Annotated in this window: 25 protein-coding genes; 2 read left to right on the forward strand and 23 right to left on the reverse strand. The window is 43.4% G+C overall.

All coding sequences use genetic code 11. From position 1 onward, the window contains the following. Window positions 1-159: 159 nt before the first annotated feature. The 7 genes from DW091_RS13355 to DW091_RS13380 all read right to left on the reverse strand — a co-directional run bounded on the left by DW091_RS13355 (window position 160) and on the right by DW091_RS13380 (window position 6,024). Window positions 160-1,365, reverse strand: a complete 1,206-nt coding sequence (locus DW091_RS13355) for a hypothetical protein (protein WP_118518400.1) — start codon at window positions 1,363-1,365, stop codon at window positions 160-162. A gap of 131 nt (window positions 1,366-1,496) precedes the next feature. Further along, entirely contained in the window at window positions 1,497-1,652 is a 156-nt protein-coding gene (locus DW091_RS20150) for a hypothetical protein (protein ID WP_158577897.1), read from the reverse strand. Between the two features lie 371 nt (window positions 1,653-2,023). Next, entirely contained in the window at window positions 2,024-2,254 is a 231-nt protein-coding gene (locus DW091_RS13360) for a hypothetical protein (protein WP_118518401.1), read from the reverse strand. A gap of 2 nt (window positions 2,255-2,256) precedes the next feature. Then, entirely contained in the window at window positions 2,257-4,077 is a 1,821-nt protein-coding gene (locus DW091_RS20350) for a CD1108 family mobile element protein (protein ID WP_187368473.1), read from the reverse strand. A gap of 367 nt (window positions 4,078-4,444) precedes the next feature. Beyond that, a complete protein-coding gene (locus tag DW091_RS13370) occupies window positions 4,445-4,753 on the reverse strand; it encodes a hypothetical protein (RefSeq protein WP_118518402.1) in 309 nt (102 codons plus the stop codon). After that, window positions 4,753-5,025 carry an XRE family transcriptional regulator gene (locus tag DW091_RS13375; protein WP_118518403.1) on the reverse strand — a complete coding sequence of 91 codons (273 nt, stop codon included), beginning with the start codon at window positions 5,023-5,025 and terminating at the stop codon, window positions 4,753-4,755. Before DW091_RS13375 ends, DW091_RS13370 begins: the two co-directional genes overlap by 1 nt. 132 nt (window positions 5,026-5,157) lie before the next feature. Beyond that, a complete protein-coding gene (locus DW091_RS13380; RefSeq protein WP_118518404.1) occupies window positions 5,158-6,024 on the reverse strand; it encodes a hypothetical protein in 867 nt (288 codons plus the stop codon). Between the two features lie 201 nt (window positions 6,025-6,225). On the opposite strand from DW091_RS13380, the gene DW091_RS13385 reads away from it, so the two are divergent. Together DW091_RS13385 and DW091_RS13390 are read left to right on the forward strand one after the other, a co-directional pair. Next, on the forward strand, window positions 6,226-6,648 hold the full coding sequence (locus DW091_RS13385; RefSeq protein ID WP_118518405.1) for a hypothetical protein: 423 nt from the start codon (window positions 6,226-6,228) through the stop codon (window positions 6,646-6,648). Next, window positions 6,645-6,971, forward strand: a complete 327-nt coding sequence (locus tag DW091_RS13390; RefSeq protein ID WP_118518406.1) for a hypothetical protein — start codon at window positions 6,645-6,647, stop codon at window positions 6,969-6,971. Before DW091_RS13385 ends, DW091_RS13390 begins: the two co-directional genes overlap by 4 nt. A gap of 100 nt (window positions 6,972-7,071) precedes the next feature. On the opposite strand, the gene DW091_RS13395 is transcribed toward DW091_RS13390, so the two are convergent. The 16 genes from DW091_RS13395 to DW091_RS13470 form a co-directional block, all read right to left on the reverse strand. Further along, window positions 7,072-7,407 carry a helix-turn-helix transcriptional regulator gene (locus tag DW091_RS13395; RefSeq protein WP_118518407.1) on the reverse strand — a complete coding sequence of 112 codons (336 nt, stop codon included), beginning with the start codon at window positions 7,405-7,407 and terminating at the stop codon, window positions 7,072-7,074. 312 nt (window positions 7,408-7,719) lie between these two features. Beyond that, window positions 7,720-10,347 carry a pyruvate, phosphate dikinase gene (ppdK, locus tag DW091_RS13400; RefSeq protein ID WP_118518408.1) on the reverse strand — a complete coding sequence of 876 codons (2,628 nt, stop codon included), beginning with the start codon at window positions 10,345-10,347 and terminating at the stop codon, window positions 7,720-7,722. 5 nt (window positions 10,348-10,352) lie between these two features. Further along, window positions 10,353-11,174, reverse strand: coding sequence for a pyruvate, water dikinase regulatory protein (locus DW091_RS13405; RefSeq protein ID WP_058694900.1), 822 nt, complete (start codon window positions 11,172-11,174; stop codon window positions 10,353-10,355). Beyond that, window positions 11,158-11,805, reverse strand: a complete 648-nt coding sequence (locus DW091_RS13410; protein WP_058694901.1) for a helix-turn-helix transcriptional regulator — start codon at window positions 11,803-11,805, stop codon at window positions 11,158-11,160. Before DW091_RS13410 ends, DW091_RS13405 begins: the two co-directional genes overlap by 17 nt. A gap of 153 nt (window positions 11,806-11,958) precedes the next feature. Further along, window positions 11,959-12,543 (reverse strand): helix-hairpin-helix domain-containing protein, encoded by a 585-nt coding sequence (locus DW091_RS13415; protein ID WP_058694902.1) that lies wholly within the window; start codon window positions 12,541-12,543, stop codon window positions 11,959-11,961. A 5-nt stretch (window positions 12,544-12,548) separates the two neighbouring features. Continuing rightward, window positions 12,549-13,394, reverse strand: coding sequence for a histidinol-phosphatase HisJ (hisJ, locus tag DW091_RS13420; RefSeq protein WP_158577898.1), 846 nt, complete (start codon window positions 13,392-13,394; stop codon window positions 12,549-12,551). A 109-nt stretch (window positions 13,395-13,503) separates the two neighbouring features. Next, window positions 13,504-14,262 (reverse strand): amino acid ABC transporter ATP-binding protein, encoded by a 759-nt coding sequence (locus tag DW091_RS13425; RefSeq protein WP_082669311.1) that lies wholly within the window; start codon window positions 14,260-14,262, stop codon window positions 13,504-13,506. Between the two features lie 12 nt (window positions 14,263-14,274). Continuing rightward, window positions 14,275-14,940 (reverse strand): amino acid ABC transporter permease, encoded by a 666-nt coding sequence (locus DW091_RS13430; protein ID WP_058694904.1) that lies wholly within the window; start codon window positions 14,938-14,940, stop codon window positions 14,275-14,277. Between the two features lie 73 nt (window positions 14,941-15,013). Then, on the reverse strand, window positions 15,014-15,835 hold the full coding sequence (locus tag DW091_RS13435; protein ID WP_224168804.1) for an ABC transporter substrate-binding protein: 822 nt from the start codon (window positions 15,833-15,835) through the stop codon (window positions 15,014-15,016). Window positions 15,836-15,996: 161 nt separating this feature from the next. Continuing rightward, a complete protein-coding gene (locus tag DW091_RS13440; RefSeq protein WP_074616055.1) occupies window positions 15,997-17,166 on the reverse strand; it encodes a TraB/GumN family protein in 1,170 nt (389 codons plus the stop codon). A 14-nt stretch (window positions 17,167-17,180) separates the two neighbouring features. After that, window positions 17,181-18,170 (reverse strand): lipoate--protein ligase, encoded by a 990-nt coding sequence (locus DW091_RS13445; RefSeq protein ID WP_096919472.1) that lies wholly within the window; start codon window positions 18,168-18,170, stop codon window positions 17,181-17,183. 57 nt (window positions 18,171-18,227) lie between these two features. Beyond that, window positions 18,228-19,241: a LacI family DNA-binding transcriptional regulator gene (locus DW091_RS13450; RefSeq protein ID WP_058694908.1), complete on the reverse strand. Its 1,014-nt coding sequence runs from the start codon at window positions 19,239-19,241 to the stop codon at window positions 18,228-18,230. 24 nt (window positions 19,242-19,265) lie between these two features. Continuing rightward, window positions 19,266-20,516 (reverse strand): aminotransferase class I/II-fold pyridoxal phosphate-dependent enzyme, encoded by a 1,251-nt coding sequence (locus tag DW091_RS13455; RefSeq protein WP_118518410.1) that lies wholly within the window; start codon window positions 20,514-20,516, stop codon window positions 19,266-19,268. A gap of 12 nt (window positions 20,517-20,528) precedes the next feature. After that, window positions 20,529-21,092 (reverse strand): Fe-S-containing hydro-lyase, encoded by a 564-nt coding sequence (locus tag DW091_RS13460; RefSeq protein ID WP_058694910.1) that lies wholly within the window; start codon window positions 21,090-21,092, stop codon window positions 20,529-20,531. Between the two features lie 9 nt (window positions 21,093-21,101). Further along, window positions 21,102-21,944, reverse strand: coding sequence for a fumarate hydratase (locus DW091_RS13465; RefSeq protein ID WP_082669312.1), 843 nt, complete (start codon window positions 21,942-21,944; stop codon window positions 21,102-21,104). Continuing rightward, window positions 21,931-23,109 carry a lysylphosphatidylglycerol synthase transmembrane domain-containing protein gene (locus tag DW091_RS13470; protein WP_074616059.1) on the reverse strand — a complete coding sequence of 393 codons (1,179 nt, stop codon included), beginning with the start codon at window positions 23,107-23,109 and terminating at the stop codon, window positions 21,931-21,933. The genes DW091_RS13465 and DW091_RS13470 overlap by 14 nt, the downstream gene beginning before the upstream one ends. Window positions 23,110-23,222 lie beyond the last annotated feature (113 nt).

Genomic DNA, 23,222 nt, shown 5'->3' on the forward strand with positions numbered 1-23,222 from the left:
GACTGAAAAGTCCACAAAAATAGTCCTATAATAGATTATACTCTCATAATTGTATATTATCAAATTCTATTTTCGACTTCTAGAAGTATTTTTTTGGTTTTACGGCTAATAATTTTTATTTAACTTCAAAAAGCACTTTTTTTCTTGGTACAATCAAAACTAACATACTTTTTTCAATTTCAATTCATTACAAACATTCCATAAAGCGGTTTTAAAAGATTCCTTTGTTACCTTTAATTCACCAGAATGACTTCTTGCATCAAAAGCACAAGGCATATCTTCACACTGTCTGCACTTTTCAATAATGCTTGACCAATCACCAAGACCTGCAACCTTATGAGGACAAGCTCCAAAAATAATAGCAACATATCTTTCACTATTACTGATACGTCCTGCAAAGTTGACAACTTTCGTATAATCCGTTTCATACTCAAAGTCTTTCTTATGGAACCCATAAAGTTTAGCTATCCCGTTCATAGTATTCTGATCAAGGGCAGATGCTCCAAGAACAAGAATCTTGCCATTTCTTCCAAGTAAAGAATGCCCACCGATACCCTGTTCTTCTGTTTCATCCTCCTGGGCAGATTCGTCTTCAACAAAATTACGCATTCTAACAAGAGCAGCTTTATACTCTTCATTCTTTGCTTCAAGTTCTGCCATTCTGACCTTATCTTCAGAATTGAACTTTTCAATTTCTTCAAAAAGCTCATCGATATAATCCTGCATGCCATCAATAGTTTCGAGAAGAAGTCCAATTGTTATTTCTTTCTCACGGAAATTCATATCGTAAGCAGGCTCTATAACTTCTTCTTCAGTAATCTCATCTTCAATTTTCTGTTCTTCTTCAGCGAAGTCTACTTTTATATTTTCAAGAACAAAACTCATAGTTCCGAAGGATTCTTCCTCATTGCATAATGACAAGAAAAACTCATTTTCATCTTCAATATGCTTTACCTTGCGATCAGCAATTTTGTATTCATATTTGTTTCTAAGGCCACCAAGATTTCTATTAATATCCTTTATGTTTCTTGAGAAGAAACCTCTGATAGCATTTGATAATGTATGAAATGATCCAAAGTAATGACCACGATATTCTCCATATGAATTAAGCAGTGAAATCATAATTGGATTACCATAGTAATCCACAAAACCATTATCAAGCCAAAGATATACCGTGTCACGATCCGGTTGCATCTTACAAGTACACTTGCTATCTATATAAAATTTTGTTGCCTTCTCGTTTGTAATAAATTTTTTAAATGTCTCTGCACTAGAAATATTCTTTCCACTGAGTTTTGAAATACCTTCCAACACTGCTTCGGCATCATCTATAACAACACCATTTTCAATTACTAATTCGCTCATACCAGGTTCTCCTTCCTAAAAAATCAACCAAACCTTCACCACTATACTCTTTGTAATAAGGACAAGTCAAACAACACTGACCGCATCTTTTTTCTTTAATACGTTTCTTTCTTTGAAGCCAACATATAAATCTATTCATCTTCTTCATCCTCTTCATCAGACTCGCTTTCATCATCCAAAAGTCCCAAAACATCCAATGTTATCAGATCATCGATCAAATCTTCTTTTCCATCTCCTGTCCAATCAAATCCAAACATTTCAACACCTCCGATATTTCGTTCATTCATGAAATTCTTTTGATGATATCACTTTACTCTCTGACCTGTATGTTAAAAACACCAGCTCAAAATGACACAAAAAAAGCTTGGGAACTAGTCCCAAGCCATAATAATTATCTATTGTCATCCATCAACTCTATCTTTGATACAGGATTTCCAATTATTTTTACTTTTGATGCAATCCTGCAATATGTATGCTTGCAAAATTCCATCTTTCCACTTTTAAACACTCCTGCAAATCTATAAGGACTCTTAGCGGAATCCTTAACAAAAACTAAGCGTAACACATCTAAATCAGTATTCTCATCAATCCAATCTTCAGTCCTGCTGCCCTCAGCAACTTCGTATATTTCTGTTCCATCTTCACTAACAACATTCTTTCATTCTGAACTATTACCATAGAGCTTCGGCATCCAGATAATATATCTGTCTCCTGGCTTTGTTCCTGGAATGGCGCTATCCTTCTTATCCGGATATACTGCCTTGGCAAACATTCCACGCCCAACACCAAAAGCCTCATTCAAAATATCAATATTAATCCGAAAAACTGACTCCGGACTGTTTACCTCTAAAACATCTACCCTCTTAGGTAATATTTCTAACTTTGCCATTTCTATTTTCCCTCCATGCTTTCAAAATACTCTTTTCCATATTCTTTTCCCTTTTCCGTAGGAACCAGGTATTTCGTTTTCTTATTTCCCTGACGTTCTACAAAACCAATGCGAACCAGCTTTTCAATAACACCGGCTCTTGTTGCAGGTGTGCCAAGTCCTTTTCGCTCTACCTCATCCGGCATTTCTTTTGCACCGGCAGATTCCATAGCTGATAACAATGAATCCTCTGTAAAGCGTTTCTTTGGAGTTGTCTTACCTTCCTTTACCTTAGGATCTCTGGCAGGAAGCTCACGTCCTTCTTCCAAAAGAGAAGCATCTGCTTCAAAGATTTCAAGAACACTGTGAGATCCACCATCATCCTTTTTATCCGAGTCTTCCTCATCCTCATCTGTCTTCTTGCCAAGAATCCAATCCTCCAACAAATGCCAGCCAAGCTTAGTTAGACATTTGCTCTTCGCTTTAAAAGTATTGCCCACGCATTCTACTTCCAAAGCATATTCTGTAATTTCTGCCGAATCGCCAACAGAAGCCAGAAGTCTTGCCGTAACAAGGCCAAGAACCTTCTGCTCTCCAGAAGGTATTTCCGAATAATCCGCATCGGCTACATTTTCGGTAGGAATGATAGCATGATGATCAGATACTTTCGCGCTGTTCGTTACCTGCTTTGCGTGGATAGGAACCATCTTGGTGTAACCATACTTATTTTTCATAAGACCGCAAAGAGTCGCTGCACTATCTTCCATATCGTCCGTCAGATATCTACTGTCTGTTCTCGGATAAGTAACCAGCTTCTTTTCATAAAGACTCTGGGTATAATCCAAAGTCTGCTGTGCGGTAAAGCCATAATACTTATTGGCATACTGAATCGGGTTGCCGCAGTGAATCATCATGCCATTACCAACATAGATTCCTACGTGACCGGCACCGGATGTCTCATAGGTTCCCTGGAAAAAGATCAAGTCACCCGGCTTAGCCTCATCCCTCGAAATTCTGGTACAGCAATTATTGAGAAGTCCATCTGCAGTCTGCCTTCCATAGTTCCATCCATTTCCACAATGATTGATGACATAACTTACAAATCCAGAACAATCAAAGCTGGTACTTGGACAGCTTCCTCCCCATACATAAGGGTAGCCCAGATACTTCTCCGCTTCTCGAATCATATTGGCAAATCTGGTATCTGTAAGAGCTTCCGGTGGAATATCATAATTCTGATATTCACCAGGATCAGGATTGGAATAAGGATCTCCTTCAAAGAGATAAGACTTATTACCTCTGGTCTCCAAAAGCAGTTCATAGCGACTCATCTGATCTTCTGTAAGCCCCATATTTCTTACAACAGAATCCATCGTGTTATTGGTAAGAGTTGTCACAAGAACACGCCAATCATACTCAACTTCCACCGTATAAGTATAAGAGTGCACTTTGCCTTTCTCGTCCTTATAATGACCGGTTCTCGTTTCTGTTCTGGTTCTCTTCTCAGTCACTTCTCTGGTTGTAAGCTTATATTGAGCATTGAAGATTTCTGTAAGCTTTGCCTGAACTTCGGACTCGGTATAATCCTCATACAGGACAGTAAGTAATGCTGCCAACTGATAGGGATTATGATTAATCTCGGCCAGGTTATAGCGATACTCATCATAACCAGGATACGTCGTAGGAATATTATTAACCTGAGTCTGCAGGTCTGATTCCTTATTCTTATAATTCTGCTCAACCGCAAGAATGTCAGAATCATCTGCCGTATAAGAAGTTGCAATAGTCGTATCACTGAAAGAACCAAGCATTCCTCCTGCAAGTCCGGCACTTCCACTAAGCATCAAAACCACAATAAGAACTACAACTGCTAAGTTCAGCCTTCAAGGCCTCCTGGAAACCTTCTTTGAAACGTTCATAATCCATATTCAGTTTTCTCCTTTTCTTTTTGCATTTTGATCAATAGAAACACCGGCGCGCGCTTACCGGTTTCGGACAACAAAAAAGCGCCATGCATGACCTTTGAGGGTTGGTCATACAAGATGCTTATATCTGCTTCCTATTCTTCTGCAAAAGAAAAACAAGTGGGAGGCTTTTGTTTACCTCTCACTTGTCTATGATAATAATAGCACCGGCAAATCCTAAAGAAAAGCGCTAATGTCGGTCATGACGAGACATAATGAGGCAAAACGAGACAATGTCGGTCAAGGCTTAAATTCTAGCCAAAAGATTCTTTAATCCAAGTAAACCTTCTTCTCCCCAAAGGGTTAATGCCTGAGGAACCACCGCAACAATAATACCTACAATTATTCCCTGCCATCCAAGTGAAGCTGATCCATTACCAAAAGAACATAACCCGCCTATTACAAGAAAAGCTCCAATAAGTTTAAATACAAAGCCTGCCATGCCGCCAACAAATTCTACTGTAAACATCAAAAGAGTAAGAACAGCCTGAACTGGCAATAAAGCAACCTTAAGTATAAATCTAAAAACCATTCCGATACCATACAATACTGTCATTATAGGTTCCCCCTTTCCTTCTCCATCTGAACTTTATAAGCAATCAAGCGAAGTACATATTCTGGAGCTTGTCTACGACCAAGTTCCCACTCCTGCATAGTTCTATAAGGAATCCCAAGCCAATCAGAAAACTCTTTACGATTCATACCAGCCTTCTCTCTAATTGCTTTAAACTGATATGCTACAAGTCTACGCTCACGATTAGCAGCATCCTTATCTATATGCTCTACTTCAATTTCAACGCCTTCAATATTATAGATTTCTTTCTTCATAGCTACCTCTTTTCCATGTAGTCATTGCGTGTATTCTTACTTTCATTATAATGTAGTCAATGCGTGTACGTCAAGCAAAAAAGGATTACATATCTCAGTAGAATGTAATCCCTAACCTCACAATATATTATTCTATACAATTATATGAGAATGAAATTGAAATTCTTCTCCGTCATCTCTCTTTGGTAATGGTTCTCCTTTAGCTGCCGCTATTTCTACCGCAAATTGATATTTCATTTGTTTTAATTCTTTTTCATATACTTGTTCTCTACCAGATTCTTTCACTGATAAAAGATCCAACGTCTGACTAATACTCTGAGCAAGTTTATAAAGCATCCCATAATAAGCAGCATAGTGTCCATCACGTGCTTTTCGAATAGGTTTACCTTTTATAGCAACAATATTATATTCAAATGAACTCTCATCTTCATCTTTAGTTACTTCGTCAATCGCTTGTAGAGCAGCATCACACTTTAAAAACTCACAAATCTCATTATATGCAGAGTGCCAATCAAAAGGAATCGACATAAACAGATCGCTTTCAATTAAAGCAGACCAACATTCATGAATATATGATACTCCCTCTTGCTCAGTGCATTCTTTTATTAATTTATTTACTGCCGCCTCAGATAATCCTGTAAGATTACAAATCTTTTTCACCTGAGGATTATTTGTTCTAATCTTACTAAAACCAAATAAATAATCCGCTGAACAACCAAAATGCTTACAGTATGCATTGATAAACTCGCCCTGTACATTTTTAGTATCATCAGCGCTAAGATGCTTATTTATTTTCTTTTCAATACTGCCAATTGCATTTTTTCTCTTTTCTTCTTCACTGTTATAAATGTTGTCTTTCGAATTTACTTCCGCTAGTCCTTCATCATATAAGGAAGTAGCTAAATCGCGAGCAGCTTTATATTCTTTTTGTTCCATAAGATACCATAATCTATTTTTAAATTTTGACATATCGTCATGATTTTCAGTACGTTTCGCCATATTTACCTCCAAAAATTGGATAAATTCGTCTTTTCTTAATTATAACACGTCTAAAAAGGATGTTAAATAAGATAGTTTTTTCTCTTTTTTCTTTCTATACTATAAATGTCCAGAATAATTGAGTCGACCACTATTAAGGACTAATTGTTTACCTACACCTTGTTCCGGACGGGGAACAAGCACGAAAAAAGGAGGTCATTTATGAAAAATCAAAAAAAATCATTATTAGAATGGGTAAATACCCATAAGAAAGAACTAATGCTTGCAGGGATATGTGTATCTACACTGATTGCAATCATTTTATTCTCGAAAAACAGAGCAACAATTGAATCATATTGGTTTTCGCTTGAGCAATTATTAGAAAAAAGCAAACCCACCAGCAAACCAATCACTTACAGCCCTATTATAGAGTCATCAGCATCTAATGTACCAACTGAAATCATTAGTGATAATATCATTCCTTTTGCAAAGGCTCCTCACCATGTATGCGAGCACATACGCACCCTCCCAAATGGGTACAAAGCTTCTATGGCAAAATTGGAATTTGCAAAAAATGCAGGAATTAATTTATTGCCAGGTCAAACTATTGTTAACGCTTATACAACAGGAGGTATTGCCGTATGAAAAGAACAACTGAAGAGAAAAATCTACTTAAAAAGCTTGAAAGTGGAGTTCTTGATGGTATGGTAGGCGATGAAAGAGTCTATAGAGGTTATAAAAATGTATACTGTGGTAAATACATAAAAAACGGTGAACCCATTTCTTATCGTCAAGGTGAATCCGAAAGGTTTTTCAATGGAAAAGAAAACGAAAGGATTCCAGGCAAGCGCGAAGAAGAACACTACGACACTGATGAAAAAAAACTATGTTTTCTCCAAAAATATGGTTGGTTAACAAACGACGATGAAGTGAAAGCCTATAGCGCAAAATACAAACCAAATAAATAGATTATTAAGTCAGGGCAATCTTGCCCTGGCTTTTTATTAAAAAAATACCCGCAAAGCAGATATCATCTGCAATGCGGGCATCTTTGTTAATATTCAGTTTTTAAAGCAATCCTTCTACCTTACGCTTCATCACCCAAAAAACATCTTCAACTTCTCGATCTGAGAGTTTTTCAAGTAATTTGAAGAATGAACTATACTTGGCTGCCAGTCTCTGCTCTTCTCCTTCAGCGGTAAAATCTACAAAGAGTAGCTCTCTTACATCTACATTATAGATACGTGAAAACTGTGCAAGCTCATCTGCTGAGATAGTTCTTTTATTTGCTTCGGTCTGACTAATAACTCGCTTATTTGTTTTCATAAGTTCAGCCGCCTCATCTTGAGTATAACCAGCCTTAATACGCGCTTCTTTAATCATTTTTGCTGTAAATTCGGACATTTACAAACCTCCTTCCAAGTTACGATATTCGTAACTTTTTTCAAAATGGTCGATTTTTCTTGTTACGATTTCTGTAACAAAAGCTCCAAATTTTTGATCAATACATTCAGAAAAGGTTTGTATCACGATCTCATGGTCGGCTGATGAAAACTATTTTTGTAAAAAATATAGGGTGTCTTTGCAGACACCCTATACTAGGAATAGCTTTATTTCAAGCTTTTCTGGGTAATGAAACGAATTATCAGGATGATAAATCCTCATACATTGTCTCATGTAATCTTTCGAAATTTCCCAAAAAACAGCTCGGATCTTTTACTGACGTGACTCGGCGATAGCGGCCTGTGCAGCGGCTAAGCGCGCGATGGGCACACGGTATGGTGAGCAGGAGACATAGTTAAGTCCTGCACGCTGGAAGAAGTGGATGGACTTGGGATCTCCGCCGTGCTCGCCGCAGACACCGATCTTGAGGTCTGGTTTTGTTGTGCGGCCAAGCTTGACGCCCATTTCTACCAGTTTACCAACGCCACCTACATCAATGCTCTGGAATGGGTCGTTTGGCAGGATGCCTTTTTCTTTGTATTCACCAATGAATTTGCCCGCGTCATCTCTGGAGAAGCCATAGGTCATCTGAGTTAAGTCATTGGTACCAAAGGAGAAGAATTCTGCTCTTTCGGCAATTTCATCCGCGATCAGGGTTGCTCTTGGGATTTCCATCATGGTTCCTACTTTATAGTCAATGTCGGAGCCCTTTTCTGCCTTGATCTTTTCTGCGGTTTCTCTGACAACATTTTCGACATAGTCCAGTTCTTCTTTCATGCCGATCAACGGAATCATGATTTCTGGAACGATGTTGTAGCCATCTTCTTTTTTCACTTCAATGGCAGCTTCCATAATGGCTCTTGTCTGCATCACCGCAATTTCCGGGAAGGTGACTGCAAGACGGCAGCCTCGGTGTCCGAGCATCGGGTTAAATTCTTCGAGGCCATGGATCGTGCTCATCATTTCATCCATACTCATATCCATATCTCCCGCTAAAGCTTCGATATCTTCCGGTTCAGTTGGCAGGAATTCATGCAGTGGCGGGTCCAGCAGACGGACGGTTACCGGCAGATCCTTCATGGCTTTGTAGATACCCATAAAGTCTTCCTTCTGCATTGGCAGCAACTCGGCCAGATATTTTTCGCGCTGTTCTTTGGTCTTTGACAGGATCATACGGCGCACGCTCGGGATTCTGTCTTCGTTGAAAAACATGTGCTCTGTACGGCAGAGCCCAATTCCTTCTGCACCAAAGCTAACGGCCACAGCGGCATCTCTCGGGGTGTCGGCGTTTGTGCGCACGTTCATGGTTCTGCAGGAATCTGCCCATTCCATGAGCTGTCCAAAATGTCCGGAAAGCTCAGGTTCCTTTGTTCCGATGCTTCCCTTATAAACCTTACCGCCGGAGCCGTCTAAAGAGATATAATCGCCTTCGTAAATATATTCTGTACCGACACGGAACTGCTTGGCGTCCTCATCGACCTTTGCGTCCTCACAGCCTGCAACACAGCACTTACCCATGCCGCGCGCAACAACCGCCGCGTGTGAGGTCATACCACCGCGTGCGGTCAGGATACCATTGGCGGCGTACATGCCTTCAATATCTTCGGGAGAGGTCTCCTTTCTGACCAGGATTACTTCCTCACCGTTTTCTGCTGCGGCTTTTGCTTCTTCTGCTGTAAAGTAGACCTTACCGGTGGCAGCGCCTGGTGAGGCTGGCAGGCCGCTTGCTAGAACGACGGCTTCTTTCAACGCGACTTCGTCAAAGGTCGGGTGGAGCAGCTGGTCTAAGGATAACGGCTCAATGCGCATAACGGCTTCTTCTTTAGTGATGAGGCCTTCTTCTTCCATTTCCACTGCGATTCTGAGCGCAGCCGGGGCAGTTCTTTTACCATTACGGGTCTGGAGCATGTACAGCTGGCCCTTTTCAACGGTAAATTCCATATCCTGCATGTCTTTGTAGTGTTTTTCAAGGAGTTCTGCAGTATCGTGAAACTGCTTGTAAACTAAAGGCATAATTTTTCTGAGTTCATCGATTTCACGAGGGGTACGGATACCTGCAACAACGTCTTCGCCCTGGGCGTTTACCAGGAATTCGCCGAAGAGCTTATTTTCGCCTGTTGCCGGATTTCTTGTGAAAGCAACGCCAGTACCTGAGTCATCACCCATGTTGCCAAATACCATTGACTGCACGTTGACAGCTGTCCCGATATCGTGCGGAATATCATTCATGTCACGATAGACAAATGCGCGTGGATTGTTCCAGGATCTGAATACTGCTTCAACAGCCATCAACAGCTGTACATTCGGGTCCTGCGGAAAAGGTTTACCTGTTTCGGCTAAAACAATTTCTTTATAGCGCCCTACAACTTCCTGTAGGTGATCGGTTGTCAGCTGTGTGTCAATCTGGAAACCTTCACGTTCTTTAATTTCATCCAGAACGTTTTCAAATTTGTTTTTGTCAATTTCCTGCACAACATCGCCGAACATCTGGATAAAACGACGGTAACTGTCATAGGCGAAACGTTCATTGGCTGTCTTTTCAGCCAGACCTACAACGGTTTCATCATTAAGGCCAAGATTTAAGATGGTGTCCATCATACCAGGCATTGAGATTCTCGCGCCGGAGCGTACGGATACCAGCAAAGGATTGTCTTTATTGCCGAATTTTTTCTTGGTAATATCTTCCAGAACAGACATATGGCTGTTGATCTGGCCGATCATTTCATAAGTCAGCTTGTTTTCCTTCAGATACTCGATACACGCTTCAGTCGAAACGGTAAAACCCTGTGGCACTGGCAGGCCGATTCGCGTCATTTCCGCCAGATTCGCGCCCTTTCCACCTAATAGGTTCCGCATGTCCGCATTGCCATCACTAAATAAATAAACCCATTTTTTATCCATATTGACTACCTCCTCATAATGGTTGCAAGTATGAAATTCGCAATTTCTTCAATTGCTTTGGATGTAACGTCGATAACCGTACACCCTAATTTATCAAAGAGCTCCTGAGCCTTGTCAAGCTCATATTCCACTCTTTTTAAACTGGCATAATTTGAATCTCCGGTAAGCTTCATGGTTTTTAAACGCTCTTCTCTGATGCTGACAAGCTTATTGGGATTTAAAATCAATCCGAAGATCTTTTGATTAGATATCTCAAAAAGTTCTCTTGGCGGTTCTACCTCAGGCATAACCGGTATGTTGGCAACCTTAAAATTATTGTTTGCCAGATAAATACTGATCGGCGTCTTTGAGGTTCGTGAAACCCCAAGCAGAATAATGTCTGCCTTGTTAAGATGATCCATGCGTTTTCCATCGTCATATTTGACGGCAAACTCAATGGCTTCCACCTTTTTAAAATAATCCTCATCCAGCTTGCTTCTACTGAAAGGATCAAGATTCGGTTTAACGCCTGTTAAAATCCTCAGTTCATCTAAAAATGGATCCAGCACGTCGTAAACCGGCACCTTCTTTTCTTTTGCACTCTCTTTAACGCACTTTAATAACTCCGGCGTTGTGATCGTACAGACGATCAGAGCGTTTTTGCCCTTCGCCTCAGCTAAAATCTGATCAATCTCTCTCTTTTCATGGACAAAGGAAAAAACCCTAACATCCTCAATCGAGTTCTCAAAATGGCCTCTACCCGCCTTTGCCAATACTTCACCCGGTTCGCCAAGGGAATCGGAGACAACGTACAGAGTTAAAGGCTTGTTGTCATTCATTCGTATCATCGTCTTTACCTAAATTCACAACATAACGTGTAATATTGGTCCGGGAAACCTTCCCGAGCAGGATTAAACGCAGGTTGTTCTTTTCATCCATTTCTTTTTTTACAATGGGCAGCGATTCGACTTCGTATTCCATGGTCTTAACCGCTGCGTCATAAACCGATTCGTGTTCCTCCAGATAGACTATGTTGGGCATTCGGGTCATGATAATCGGAATCGGCAGGGTCTCAACATCCTTTCTGCCAATCATCGACTTGATAAAATCCTTACGCGAGACAATGCCGGACAGGTATTTGCCATTCACCACATAGAGCGTTCCGGCGTCTTTCGTAAACATGGTGATTATTCCGTCATAAATGGTTGTGTCTTCCTCAACGATTGTTGGCTCAGACTGGATGTCCATGACACTGATGGTTTTAATGTAGCTGCCCATAACATGCAGCAGCGAACGCCCCGTATAATTATACCCGACTTTTCGCTTTGCCTCCAGGATGCCCATCATGGTAAGCACCTTTAAATCAGGCCGGATCGTCGCCCGGTTGACCCCAAGCTGCTCTGCAATCTCGACACTTTTTACTGGCTCGCGCGCCTTAACAATTTCTACAATTCGATTCTGTCTTTCTGATAGCTCCATTCAACCACCTACCATTCATGTAACTTTTATATTATAAAGTATAACACATATGGCCAAAAAGTAAATAACTAATCCTGATACTTTTCTGTCATTTCATCTTATTATTTTGTTAAAACTTTGTCAACCTTTTCACAAACTCGTAAAAAAATAATTTTACAGTGTGATTGAATCCTTTAGCTTGTCAAAAACTTTGTCACCGATGCGGTCAACCTCCTTTAAATCTTCTAAGGATTTAAAGGCACCATTTTTCTCGCGGTAATCAATGATGCTCTTCCCGATAGCGTCACCAATTCCAGGCAGGGTTTTCAAATCCTCCAAACTGGCTGTATTGATGTTGACCCTTCCTGTACCAGACGCGCTCACGGCGCCTGTCTCTGCTGTCTCCTCTCTGGTGTAAATGTGGATTTTATCCTCATCCTCCAGTACTGATGCGAGGTTAACGCTGTCGGTATCCGCGTTTTCTGTTAGGCCGCCCAGCTTTTCGATGGCGTCGATCAATCTTGATCCTGGGGCCAGTCTGATGACGCCAGGGTTATTGACAGCTCCGGTGATATGCACATAAATCTCCGCGGTGTCTCCCGGGCTGTTTTCGGTCTGAACCGCTTCGGTATCCGAGGCTTTTAATACCGCTTTCTGCCGGCTGTCCTCTTGAAAAAAGAGCCACAGAACAAAGACAATCAAAGCTGCCGCCATGGCGCCGACATATATCCATCTTTTCAGGTTCTTATGTTTTTCCATGACGCTCAGATGCTTTCCTGAGCCCAGATGCCATTTTTTCGCACCATAATGGCTTTAAAGCCGACTTTTTTGAGCAGCGCTGAAACTTCCTCATAAGCATAGCTGATTCCCGCTGTCGTATGTGAATCGCCGTTTAGCGTGATTGGAATCTCCTTTTCTAAGATTGATTCCATCAGCCATTGTTCTGGATAGAGGCAGCGGTCTCCGTAACGTATCATTCCGCCGGTGTTCACCTCGATGATTGAGCCTGAAGCTTTAATCTTATCAAGGCATGCCTTTGCGGCTTCCTGGTACCAGGGCTCCTGGTCGTCAAAAAAACGGTTATCCACATTGTTTTTCTTAATAATATCCATATGACCGATGATATCGGGCCGAACCCTGAGGGCCATGTTACCCAGTGCTTCATAATAACGCTGGACAAAGGCCTGGACTGAGCCGTCAAAACAGTCCTTTATCCCTGTTTCAAAGATTTCGGGAGTATAATCAACATCTGCCATCAAGCCATTTTTCATCTTTCCAATGGTGTGGATCGAGCCAATGAAAAAATCCAGCTCTGGGATAAGCGCCTTTGAATCACTGCTGATGTCCTCATTGCTGATGAAATAGTCAATTTCCATGCCCAGACTAATGTCGATTTCTTCCTGATACTTTTCCGCCAGAGTCCGGACATCGTCCATATAACAGCGGACGGTTTCCTTTTTCATGGTCCAGTCGTTCTCATAGGGCAGCGGCGCATGGCCAGTAAAGCCAATACTGGTGAGCCCTGCCTGAATAGCTGCCTGCACCATCTCTTCCAATGAATTTTTGCCATCACAATAGTTCGAATGAATATGATAATTTGAGTGTACCATAGCGCCTCCTTTAGAAAACATATCTGAAATGCGACATCTTTATTATTGTAGCATAAAAAGATGTATAAAAAAAAGCCCCTAAGGGCATTTTTTGAAATACATTACACCACTAAAGAATCTTATTCAAGAAGCTCTGTGTACGTTCTTCCTGCGGGTTAAGAATAACTTCCTGGGGTGTTCCCTGTTCACAGATAACACCTTCGTCCATAAAAATGACACGGTCTGCCACTTCACGGGCAAAGCCGATTTCGTGGGTTACGATGAGCATTGTCATTCCATCATTGGCCAGCTCCTGCATGGTGGAAAGTACTTCCCCTACCAGCTCAGGGTCAAGGGCTGAGGTCGGTTCATCAAACAGCATGATCTTCGGGTTCATCGCCAGCGCTCTCGCAATGGCAACACGCTGCTGCTGTCCGCCGGACAGTCGCACCGGGTATTCATCCCGTTTATCGGCAAGCCCAACCATGTCTAACAGCTCTAAAGCCCGCTTCTGTGTCTCGGCTGAATCAGCCTTGCGCACAATCCTGGGGGCAATCGTGATATTATCTAAAACGGATAGATGTGGGAACAAGTTAAAGTTCTGGAAGACCATTCCTAAATCACAGCAAAGATTCTGTAGTTTTTCAGGGTCAATTTTTTCCAAATCTTTTCCGTTTTTACGCTTTTCCATCAGCTCGTCTTCAATATAGATTTCGCCTTCTGTAATGCGTTCCAGGCGGTTAAGGCAGCGTAGCATTGTACTCTTGCCGGAGCCGCTGGGCCCGATGATACAGACTACCTCACCGGATGCTACTTCAAAATCGATTCCCTTTAAAACCTCAAGGGAGCCAAAGGATTTTTTTACATTGACTAATTTTACCATACTCATTGTTGTTACCACCTATCTCTTTTCATATACGCCAAGCTTATTTTCCAATTTGTCGAATACCACCTGAAGGATGGTTGTCAGGAAAAGATAAATGACGGCCGCGTAGATATAGTAGACCCAACTACCTGTGGCACTGGCCATTGTTTTGACTGTCCTAAGTAAATCGAACAGAGCAATTGTGGAGACAAGGGAGGTATCCTTTAAGAGCATGATCAGTTCGTTACCAACTGGGGCTACCAGACGTTTGAAGGTCTGGGGAATAATGATCTTACTCATCGCCTGTTTATAGCTCATTCCCAAAGCTTTGGCAGCCTCCATTTGTCCATGGTCAATGGATTCAATGGCCGCACGGATAATTTCTGCGAGATAAGCTGTAGAATTCAGGGAAAAGGTAATGAACGCGCAGATCATCGGATCAATTTCAAAGGTCGCGCCGGTCATATCCAGATAAACAATCGGTACCGCGTAAAAGATAATGAATAATTGCAGTAAGAGTGGTGTTCCTCTGAAGAACCAGATATAGAACCATGAAAGTCCATTCAGAATCTTATTCTTTGAGATTCTTCCCAGGGCTATGATCACCCCAAAAATTGCACCGAAGATAATCGCGACAATCGCAATCTCAAGGGTAACAATCGTTCCGTCAAAAATCGCCCACAACTGGGTTTGGTTTAACAAATTAATCGCTCCTTCTTAAGTAACAAGTCCGGCAAAGTGGTTTGCCGAACTTATCACCGTTTTTTTCTATGGATTATTCAATGACTTTGATTTCAGAGTTGATATTATCTGTCATATCTTCTCCAAACCATTTCATAGAAATCTCTGTCATTGTACCATTTTCTTGTAATTTTTTCAATGTTTCATTTAATTTTTCGGTAAATGCATCTTCACCTTTACGTACAGTAACCGCAATTGGTTCATTGGTTAAAACTTCAGATGTTACCTCAAACAGCTCTGGCTTCTGGGCCACATAGTACATGGCTACGCCTACATCGGTCATAACATTATCAATCTGTTTTCCTTCAAGAGCGGCGAACGCGTCTAACATACCGTCATACTGCTTGATTTGTACATTCGTTCCTGTCTGTTCCTTCAGCTTCTGAGCGCCGTTATCAGCGGTGGTAGCCAGCTGCACGCCCACAGTTTTACTGGCGAGCTCTTCAAAGGTTTTTACAGGGGTAGCATCCTTGCGCGATACGATGACAATACCGTTAGATACGTAAGGATTTGTCTGATTGAAACCTTCCTGTCGTTCCGGGGTAATACTGGTACTGGAGATAATCGCGTCGTACTGCTTTGCGTTTAAGCCGTTAAAGATACCATCCCAGGCCACGGTTGTAAAGTCAACCTTTACACCAAGGTCTTCACCAATAGCTTTTGCGAGATCCACGTCAAAGCCGACCAGGTTGTTCTGATCATCCCTGAATTCCATCGGAAGATAGGTATCATCAACAGCAACAGAAAGAGTACCGTCTGCAATCGGATCGTCGTTTGAGGCAGAATCGCCTTTACCGTTACCACTACAACCAGCCAATGTCACAGAGAACACCAGCATAAATGCCAAAGACAACACCAAAAATTTCTTTTTCATCATTTCCTCCTTTTGTTTACGAAAATTGATTAAAAGCATTATATCGCATATTGTATACATACACAAGTATTTTTTATAAAAACACCTTGTTTTTTCATTTTTTTGCATGTTTATACAATTATTTATGCGATATATCGGAATTGTCAGGAGAATGTTTGTATAAAAATACCGATAATGTTGAGGCTGCCCGTAATGTTTCCAATGGCGCATCCGACATTGGTCAGAATGACCACCAACAGTATTTTGGTCACCTTATTATGCCACAGGCCTTTTAGAGAGCCAAGATCTTTGGGCAGAGATTCAAAATCCTCCACCTTGGGCTTTCTGAAATGCGCCTCTGTGATGCCGGAAAACCATCCGGCGGCCAAAACAGGGCTTAAAGCGGAAATCGGAGCCGCAACAATGGCGGTGAGAATTGACAGGATATGCCCTCCTGCCAAAAGCGCGCCAACACCAGCCAGCGACGTAGTCCACAAAAGCCAATTACGCGTTTGCTCCCAGCCCGAACCGGGGTTGACCGTAAAGGTCGCCAATACCAGAAGAACCAGCAAAACCGGGATTGACCAGCCGATGATCTTACCAGCCTTTGACTTTGGCGGTAAGGACTCAAGCTCTGTAATATCCTGATCCTTGTAAATCTCTTCCCTGATTCCCGGGACATGCGCCGCCCCCAGCACCGCGACCACCTTTTTACCCGGAGCGTTTTTGATCTTATACGCCAGGTACTGATCCCGCTCGTCGACCAGATATTTTTTTACACCCTTGAAGGAATTTCCAAGCTCGGACAGCGCGGCTGACAACATGTCCTCGGTTTTCAATTCCTCAAGCTCATCTTCGGTAATCTCCTCATCATCAATGATGCTCATGATGATGGTGGTCAGCAGCTTCATCTTTTCCCAGAGGCTGCAGCCCTTCCAGATACGGTTAAAAGTAACCTGGATGCTGCGGTCTGCCAGCACAAGCTGGGCACCGCACTTTTCAGCGGATTCAATCCCCTGCATCATCTCCTGGCCAGAGCGGATGTCAAACTGCTCCGCAAGCTTTCTCTGGTAATTTGACAAGATGATATTGGCAAATAAAAAGCCTGCCTTGCCATCCTTTATTACTTTTACAATGTCGGTATCTGCCCACTGCTCTTTTTGGTTCATAGACTCATATCTGCCTGCATCCAGCTCGATGCAGACAGAATCGGGACATTCCGTCTCGATAAGGTCCTTTACCTCGGATACACTTGTGGGGGATACATGCGCAGTGCCGATCAAAATGATCTCTTTGTCATTTACCTGCAGGCGCGTTATATTTTCTGATTCCAATCGTCCACCACTCCCTAATAAAGCATCAGATCGATGAACTCATCATCTGTCATGCCATTGATGTAATCCGACAGATCATTATCCTTGAGCAGGCGGCGCAGAACACCTTCCTCTGGCTTTGACCCCACCAGCTGTTTTTCAAGCTTTGTGATGTCGCCATTGCCAAAGAAATCACCGTAGAAGTGTATATCTTTAATAATACCCCTATCGACGGTCATTAAAACAGTTACAAGACCGCAAGGGTATTTTCTTTCTCTTCTCAGGTTGTATTCCGGTGATCGGCCGTAGTTCCATTCCCAGGTGGCGTACTTTTCTTCCTGCAGCTTCTTGATGGCGGTGATATCCGCTTCAGTGAGACTGCGCTCTTCAAGCTCGCCGTCCTCAAACATATAGCTGACAAGGGCTTTCTTGAAATCTTCCAGCGTAAAACCCGGCTCCAGATAGTCCGCGATATTGGTCACCCTGCTTTTGACGGATTTTACGCCCTTTGACTCAATTTTATCCTTTTTCACCTTTAAGGCGTTTTGGACAGTATCCAGCTTTGAATTGAAAAGAACCGTTCCGTGGTGGAGAACTCTGCCGCGCTTGGCGTACTGGGAATTGCCTGAAAATTTCTTTCCGTCAATGGTAATGTCGTTGCGCCCATTAAACTCGGCGTTGACGCCTAAGCTCTGCAGTGCTTTGACAACCGGCCTTGTAAAGGACTGGAAATCAAAAGGCTTACCGGAATCATTGTTCACGATGAAGGTAAAGTTCAGATTGCCCAGATCATGGTAAACAGCGCCTCCGCCGGTTAAACGGCGAACCACCTTGATACCCTGTTCCTTGACAAAATCCTGATTGATCTCCTCAATCGTATTCTGATGCTTGCCGACAATGATCGCATGGTCATTCTGCCATAACATAAAATAAGTTTCATTCTGGTCCATGGATTCGAAGACATATTCTTCAAATGCCAAATTAAACGTCGGGTCCGTGCTGTAAGTATTATTAATAAAAATCATTTTTAATATCCTCAAATACATGGATCGGCTGCCCATCAAGACAGCCGATAGCTTTTTTTATTCACTTTTCAGATTTTTAACAGAATTGCGCATCAGCATTTCGTAAGGAACAAAGACGGTTTTTGTTTCCCGTTCTTCCTTTTCGCACATTTTGATCAGCATTCTTGTGGCAATCGCTCCAATATCATACATTGGCTGGCCAACAGTTGTGATCTGGGGTCTGGTCCACTCTGCGATCCAGAAGTTATTAAAGCCGCAGATGCTCACATCGTCCGGAATAACCTTTCCGTTATCCTCAGCTGCGCGCATTGCGCCTAAAGCGATCTGGTCATTGAAGCAGAATACATTGGTGAATTCTCTTCCGCTGGCCAGGGCTTCTTCCATCATGTGATAGCCGCCCAGTGTGCTCTGGCTTCCAAAATAGACGAGGTCTTCGTCCAGCTCCACATTCCATTCGCCAAGGGCTTTCTTGATCCCCTGAAGGCGCTTTTGGTTAATGTAGCCTTCTTTATATTCATCATAAAAAATCGCGAATTTGGTGTGGCCCATCTTCAGGCACTCAATGGTCAAGTCATAGGCCGCGGCTTCATTGTCAATCAAGACGCCGCTCAGCTGTCCAGATTCATCCGGCACACAGCCCAGAACAATCTCGCTCGGGGCGTCGATCAGGTCGTCTCTCAGTTCATCGGTCAGATGCTTGCCGACATAGATGATCCCGTCACACTGTTTTTCAACAAGAACGCCCAGGGAGTTCTGTTCTTTTTCGTGATCAAAGTCTGTATTACTCAGGATGATGTTGTAATTGTAAATACCACAGACATCCTCTGCCCCACGCACCATTTCTGTATAGAAAGGGTTGGTGATATCCGGGATCATGATTCCCAGGGTGTTGGTCTTCTGGATTTTCAGGCTTCGCGCAATGGCGTTGGGCTTGTACCCAGTCTTTTTAATGGCTTCCAACACGCGTTCCTTTGTCTCTTCGTTGACCAAGGGAATGTTGTTTACAACACGCGATACTGTTGCCACCGATACGTTTGCTTCTTTTGCAACATCAACAATTTTTACTTTCAAAATAACACCTCCGTTTATTTATTTTTAGCATCCTGCTACTTGCTTAATGGCGTCTAAGATCAGCTGCGGCGCTTTGCGGCATTTTTCTTCGGATACGGCACATGGTGCAAAACGTAAGCCCTTTGCCAGCGCGACAATAAATACATTTTTTTCCATCAGCAGATCGCTGACAGCCTTTGGATCTTCACATGGGATGCTGATAAAGAATCCATCACAATAATTACAAAGCTTTAAACCAATTCTGTCCGCCTCGTCAAGGAATGCCTTAGCCCGCTTTTGTAAGATTCCCTTGTGGAAATCCTGCTCTGCGATAAAGCGGTCACGCAGATTGTCATCAGACATAATGTCTGCCAGCGTCTGCATTGCGCCGCGGGTTCCATTTGACCAGGTGCCGCGGTTGGAATAAGCGCAGGCAGCCGCAAATTCTTCTGCAATCTCCTCAGTCGGCGCGACACAGATAATGGCGCCGTTTCTCAGGCCATACATGGTAAAGCCCTTTGAAGCGCTGTAGGCGTAAAGCGGAAGAACGTTTTCCGGCAGTCCAGAAAGCAGCGGCATAAACGCCCGCGCGTCCTCGCCCTTGCCTGCAAAATCAATATAGGCGATATCACAGAGAATGATGATCCGCGCATCAGGATTGGCTTTTGCCATTTCAGTATAAAACGCTGTCAATTCTTTCCATTCATCCAGCGATATACTGTAACCGGTTGGGTTGTGGGCCGGTGTATTCAGAATGCTCAGCACTCTGTTCTGCTTTTTAAGCAGCTCAGCAAACGCCGTTTTATAGGCTTCCATATTAAAATTGCCCGTTTTATCAAACAGCTCAAAGGTTGTGGTCTTACGTCTGTTTTCATCGGCAATGGTGCTGTAGGGCGCCCAGTACCAGTCTGGAATCAGAATCTGATCGCCAAATTCGGTGTAATTACACACCGCGTGGCGCACCGCGCCGGTTCCGCCCGGCGTTGCCACTGCTCGGATATGGCCTTCCGGTCTGTAAGACTTAAAGCAGGCGTCTACCACCTTATCCAGAAACTCAGGAATCCCCGGAATCCCCGCATAATCACAGATCTGCTCATCCGGAAGCCCTTTTAGAACATCAAATACGGATTTGAAGGCAACCAGATCACCGTGATCATCCATCAATGCCCCAATCGTTGAATTGATGACTGCCTCGGTTCCCAATTCCTTTGTTCTCTGTGCAGCTTCGCCTGCAACTCTAAAAATCGGATCTGTTCCGGCCTCCCGGACAGAACTTTCAATAACCATACGTGACATTTCGTATTCCTCCTAATCAATAAATTTATTAGCGTATTTTTGACGTTCAGTTTCGTACAGGTTGTTTCCCTTTGAATCAATGACGACCAGCGCCGGAAAATCCTCTACCACCAGCCTGCGCAGCGCCTCTGTACCCAGTTCCTCATATGCCAGAACCTCGACGGATTTTATACAGTCCTGCAGCAATGCGCCAGCGCCGCCAACACATCCAAAATAAACACACTGGTTGATCATCATACTGTTGATGACCAGCTCCCCGCGGTTTCCCTTGCCGATCATGCCGCGCAGACCATTTTCCATCAGCGTGGGCGCGTAAGCGTCCATACGGTGGCTTGTGGTGGGCCCGGCAGAACCGATGATCTCGCCTGGCTTGGCAGGGCAAGGCCCTACATAGTAGATGATCTGATCGGTAAAATCGACAGGTAATGCGCCACCGGTTTCAAGCGTTTCAACCATTCTTTTGTGGGCTGCGTCCCTCGCCGTATAAATGACTCCGGAAATCAGAACCTGATCTCCAGCCTTTAATTTTACGGCGTCTTCCTTTGAAAGCGGTGTCGTTAATCGTATCACACTCATGTAAACCTCCTATAATGTCCGTTCCACATGACGGTTGACATAACAGCAGATGTTGACAGCAACCGGCAAACCGGCGATATGCGTTGGGAAAACGTCGACATTGACACTCAGAACCGTGTTGACGCCGCCGAGCCCCATGGGCCCGATTCCCAGATTATTACACCGCTCGATCAGTATTTCCTCAAGACCTTGAATGTGCTGCTTGGCATTTCGCACCCCGATGGGCCGGCTAAGGGCCTCCTTGGCCAACAGCGCGGCTTTTTCAAAGGTGCCGCCCACACCCACGCCCACAATGATCGGTGCACAGGCATTTGGCGCGCCCTTCTCAACGGTTTCCAGTACAAACTCCTCAACGCCCTTGATGCCGTCCGATGGCTTAAGCATTTTCATGGCACTGGTGTTTTCTGAGCCAAAACCTTTTGGCATGACCTTAATATGAAGGTCGTCCCCCGGGACCACCTTATAATGGATAATGGCGGGGGTATTCGTGTTGGTATTGTTTCTGATAAAGGGATCATCCACAACCGATTTTCTCAGGTACCCCTCACGGTAGCCCTTTTCAACGCCGTCCTGAATGGCATCCTCCAGGGACCCGCCGGTAATCTGCAGATCCTGTCCCATGGTAACAAAGACAACCGCCATACCCGTATCCTGACAGATGGGAATTTCCTTCTTCTCTGCTACCTCAAAGTTTTCGATCATTGTTTCCAAAATGGCGATGGCGCTCGGCGATTTTTCCCTAGCCAGAGCTACCTCCATTTCCTTGAGAATATCATCGGTAAGTACAGTGTTTGCTTCAATACACATCTCTGCAACAGTGTCTCTTATGTACTTAACATCAATTTTCTTCAAATTTATCTCCTTCTTTCGGCTGTTCTTTCTCTTTAAAAGATTCTTCTAATTCTTCCTGTTTGATTACATGCTCAATGTTATGAGCCTCAGTCCGCGTGATTTTTTTGTACTCCTTTTTACCCATGATAACAGACCTCAGGGAAAGGAAGACACCACCAAACAAAATAATAAAATAAAAGGTGATAATCCGCCACAGAATCAGGGCCACCGACATATTAACAGCTCCGTAAATCGGCCCGAACAGCAGGGCAAAGCCCGCTTCAGCACCGCCAGCGGCCCCCGGTGTCGGGATAAAGGCAACCGCTACATACAGGATCGCCTGCATGGATATGACCAGGAACGCGCTGGATCCGCTTAACCCCAGCGAACAGTAGACCCAGTAGTTAATGCTGTAAAAAATCAGAATCTGCACAATGGAGACCATGAAAAGCTTAAAGGTTTCCAGCTTGTGCTCCTTGAGCGCAGTAATGGCTTCTGAGTATTCCCCGATAAAATGGTCGACCTTAGCATAATATTTATCCGGGTCCTTAAAGACACGGATAAACAGCAAAAAACGGACGACGCCATTCATGATCCCCCTGGCCATCCTCGGGCTTAAAGCCAGAATAAAGACAAGGATAACCCCCGCGATATTGATAATCAGGCCAAAGGCGATCAGCCATCTCGCCGCAATCAGGCCGCTGTTGATCTCGGAAAGATTAAAAAGCGTGGCCAGAATGGCAAGAAGTGTGACCGTAACCTGGTACAGCGCGTATTTCTGCACCAGCACTGCGGTTCCTGTGCCCATACTGTAGCCCCGTCGGGACATCTCGTAGAGCTGAAGCGGCTGGCCGCCGGAAGATCCTGGTGTGATCAGATTATAATATTGTCCTATAATGGTGACAACCATCGCAAAGGACAGCTTCTCCCCAGGATAATCGCGCTGCATCAGCTTCAGGAGCATATACCCCTCCAGGAGCCAGTAAAGAAAAACGCAAACGATTCCCAACAAAAGAAAACCGATATTCGCGCGGCGCAAGGTGTCAGCGAACTCCTTGAGATCGACCTGCGTCAGGATTACAATAACGGTCGCGCCAATTAAGAAAACAAAAAAGATATAGTTCGAATACTTTTTCCAAAACTCAGAAAAACGGCTTTTCGCTTTTCCACTGTTGCTGTCATTCATAGTCACCTACCCGTAAACGTTTCTCACGCTAATGACGAATCGTTTACTTTTTCATTCAAATATTATAACACAGAATTAATGGAATTTAGAACACTTTTTGAAAATTTTTTCAG

It is taken from the genome of Eubacterium sp. AM05-23, from assembly GCF_003477535.1.
Lineage (GTDB): Bacteria > Bacillota > Clostridia > Eubacteriales > Eubacteriaceae > Eubacterium > Eubacterium maltosivorans.

Coding starts and splice junctions, on each gene's coding strand:
- DW091_RS13355 (WP_118518400.1), bottom strand. CDS start 1,365: ATGAGCGAATTAGTAATTGAAAATGGTGTTGTTATAGATGATGCCGAA.
- DW091_RS20150 (WP_158577897.1), bottom strand. CDS start 1,652: ATGAATGAACGAAATATCGGAGGTGTTGAAATGTTTGGATTTGATTGG.
- DW091_RS13360 (WP_118518401.1), bottom strand. CDS start 2,254: ATGGCAAAGTTAGAAATATTACCTAAGAGGGTAGATGTTTTAGAGGTA.
- DW091_RS20350 (WP_187368473.1), bottom strand. CDS start 4,077: ATGCTTAGTGGAAGTGCCGGACTTGCAGGAGGAATGCTTGGTTCTTTC.
- DW091_RS13370 (WP_118518402.1), bottom strand. CDS start 4,753: ATGACAGTATTGTATGGTATCGGAATGGTTTTTAGATTTATACTTAAG.
- DW091_RS13375 (WP_118518403.1), bottom strand. CDS start 5,025: ATGAAGAAAGAAATCTATAATATTGAAGGCGTTGAAATTGAAGTAGAG.
- DW091_RS13380 (WP_118518404.1), bottom strand. CDS start 6,024: ATGGCGAAACGTACTGAAAATCATGACGATATGTCAAAATTTAAAAAT.
- DW091_RS13385 (WP_118518405.1), top strand. CDS start 6,226: ATGAAAAATCAAAAAAAATCATTATTAGAATGGGTAAATACCCATAAG.
- DW091_RS13390 (WP_118518406.1), top strand. CDS start 6,645: ATGAAAAGAACAACTGAAGAGAAAAATCTACTTAAAAAGCTTGAAAGT.
- DW091_RS13395 (WP_118518407.1), bottom strand. CDS start 7,407: ATGTCCGAATTTACAGCAAAAATGATTAAAGAAGCGCGTATTAAGGCT.
- ppdK (WP_118518408.1), bottom strand. CDS start 10,347: ATGGATAAAAAATGGGTTTATTTATTTAGTGATGGCAATGCGGACATG.
- DW091_RS13405 (WP_058694900.1), bottom strand. CDS start 11,174: ATGATACGAATGAATGACAACAAGCCTTTAACTCTGTACGTTGTCTCC.
- DW091_RS13410 (WP_058694901.1), bottom strand. CDS start 11,805: ATGGAGCTATCAGAAAGACAGAATCGAATTGTAGAAATTGTTAAGGCG.
- DW091_RS13415 (WP_058694902.1), bottom strand. CDS start 12,543: ATGGAAAAACATAAGAACCTGAAAAGATGGATATATGTCGGCGCCATG.
- hisJ (WP_158577898.1), bottom strand. CDS start 13,394: ATGGTACACTCAAATTATCATATTCATTCGAACTATTGTGATGGCAAA.
- DW091_RS13425 (WP_082669311.1), bottom strand. CDS start 14,262: ATGAGTATGGTAAAATTAGTCAATGTAAAAAAATCCTTTGGCTCCCTT.
- DW091_RS13445 (WP_096919472.1), bottom strand. CDS start 18,170: ATGATTTTTATTAATAATACTTACAGCACGGACCCGACGTTTAATTTG.
- DW091_RS13455 (WP_118518410.1), bottom strand. CDS start 20,516: ATGTCACGTATGGTTATTGAAAGTTCTGTCCGGGAGGCCGGAACAGAT.
- DW091_RS13460 (WP_058694910.1), bottom strand. CDS start 21,092: ATGAGTGTGATACGATTAACGACACCGCTTTCAAAGGAAGACGCCGTA.
- DW091_RS13470 (WP_074616059.1), bottom strand. CDS start 23,109: ATGAATGACAGCAACAGTGGAAAAGCGAAAAGCCGTTTTTCTGAGTTT.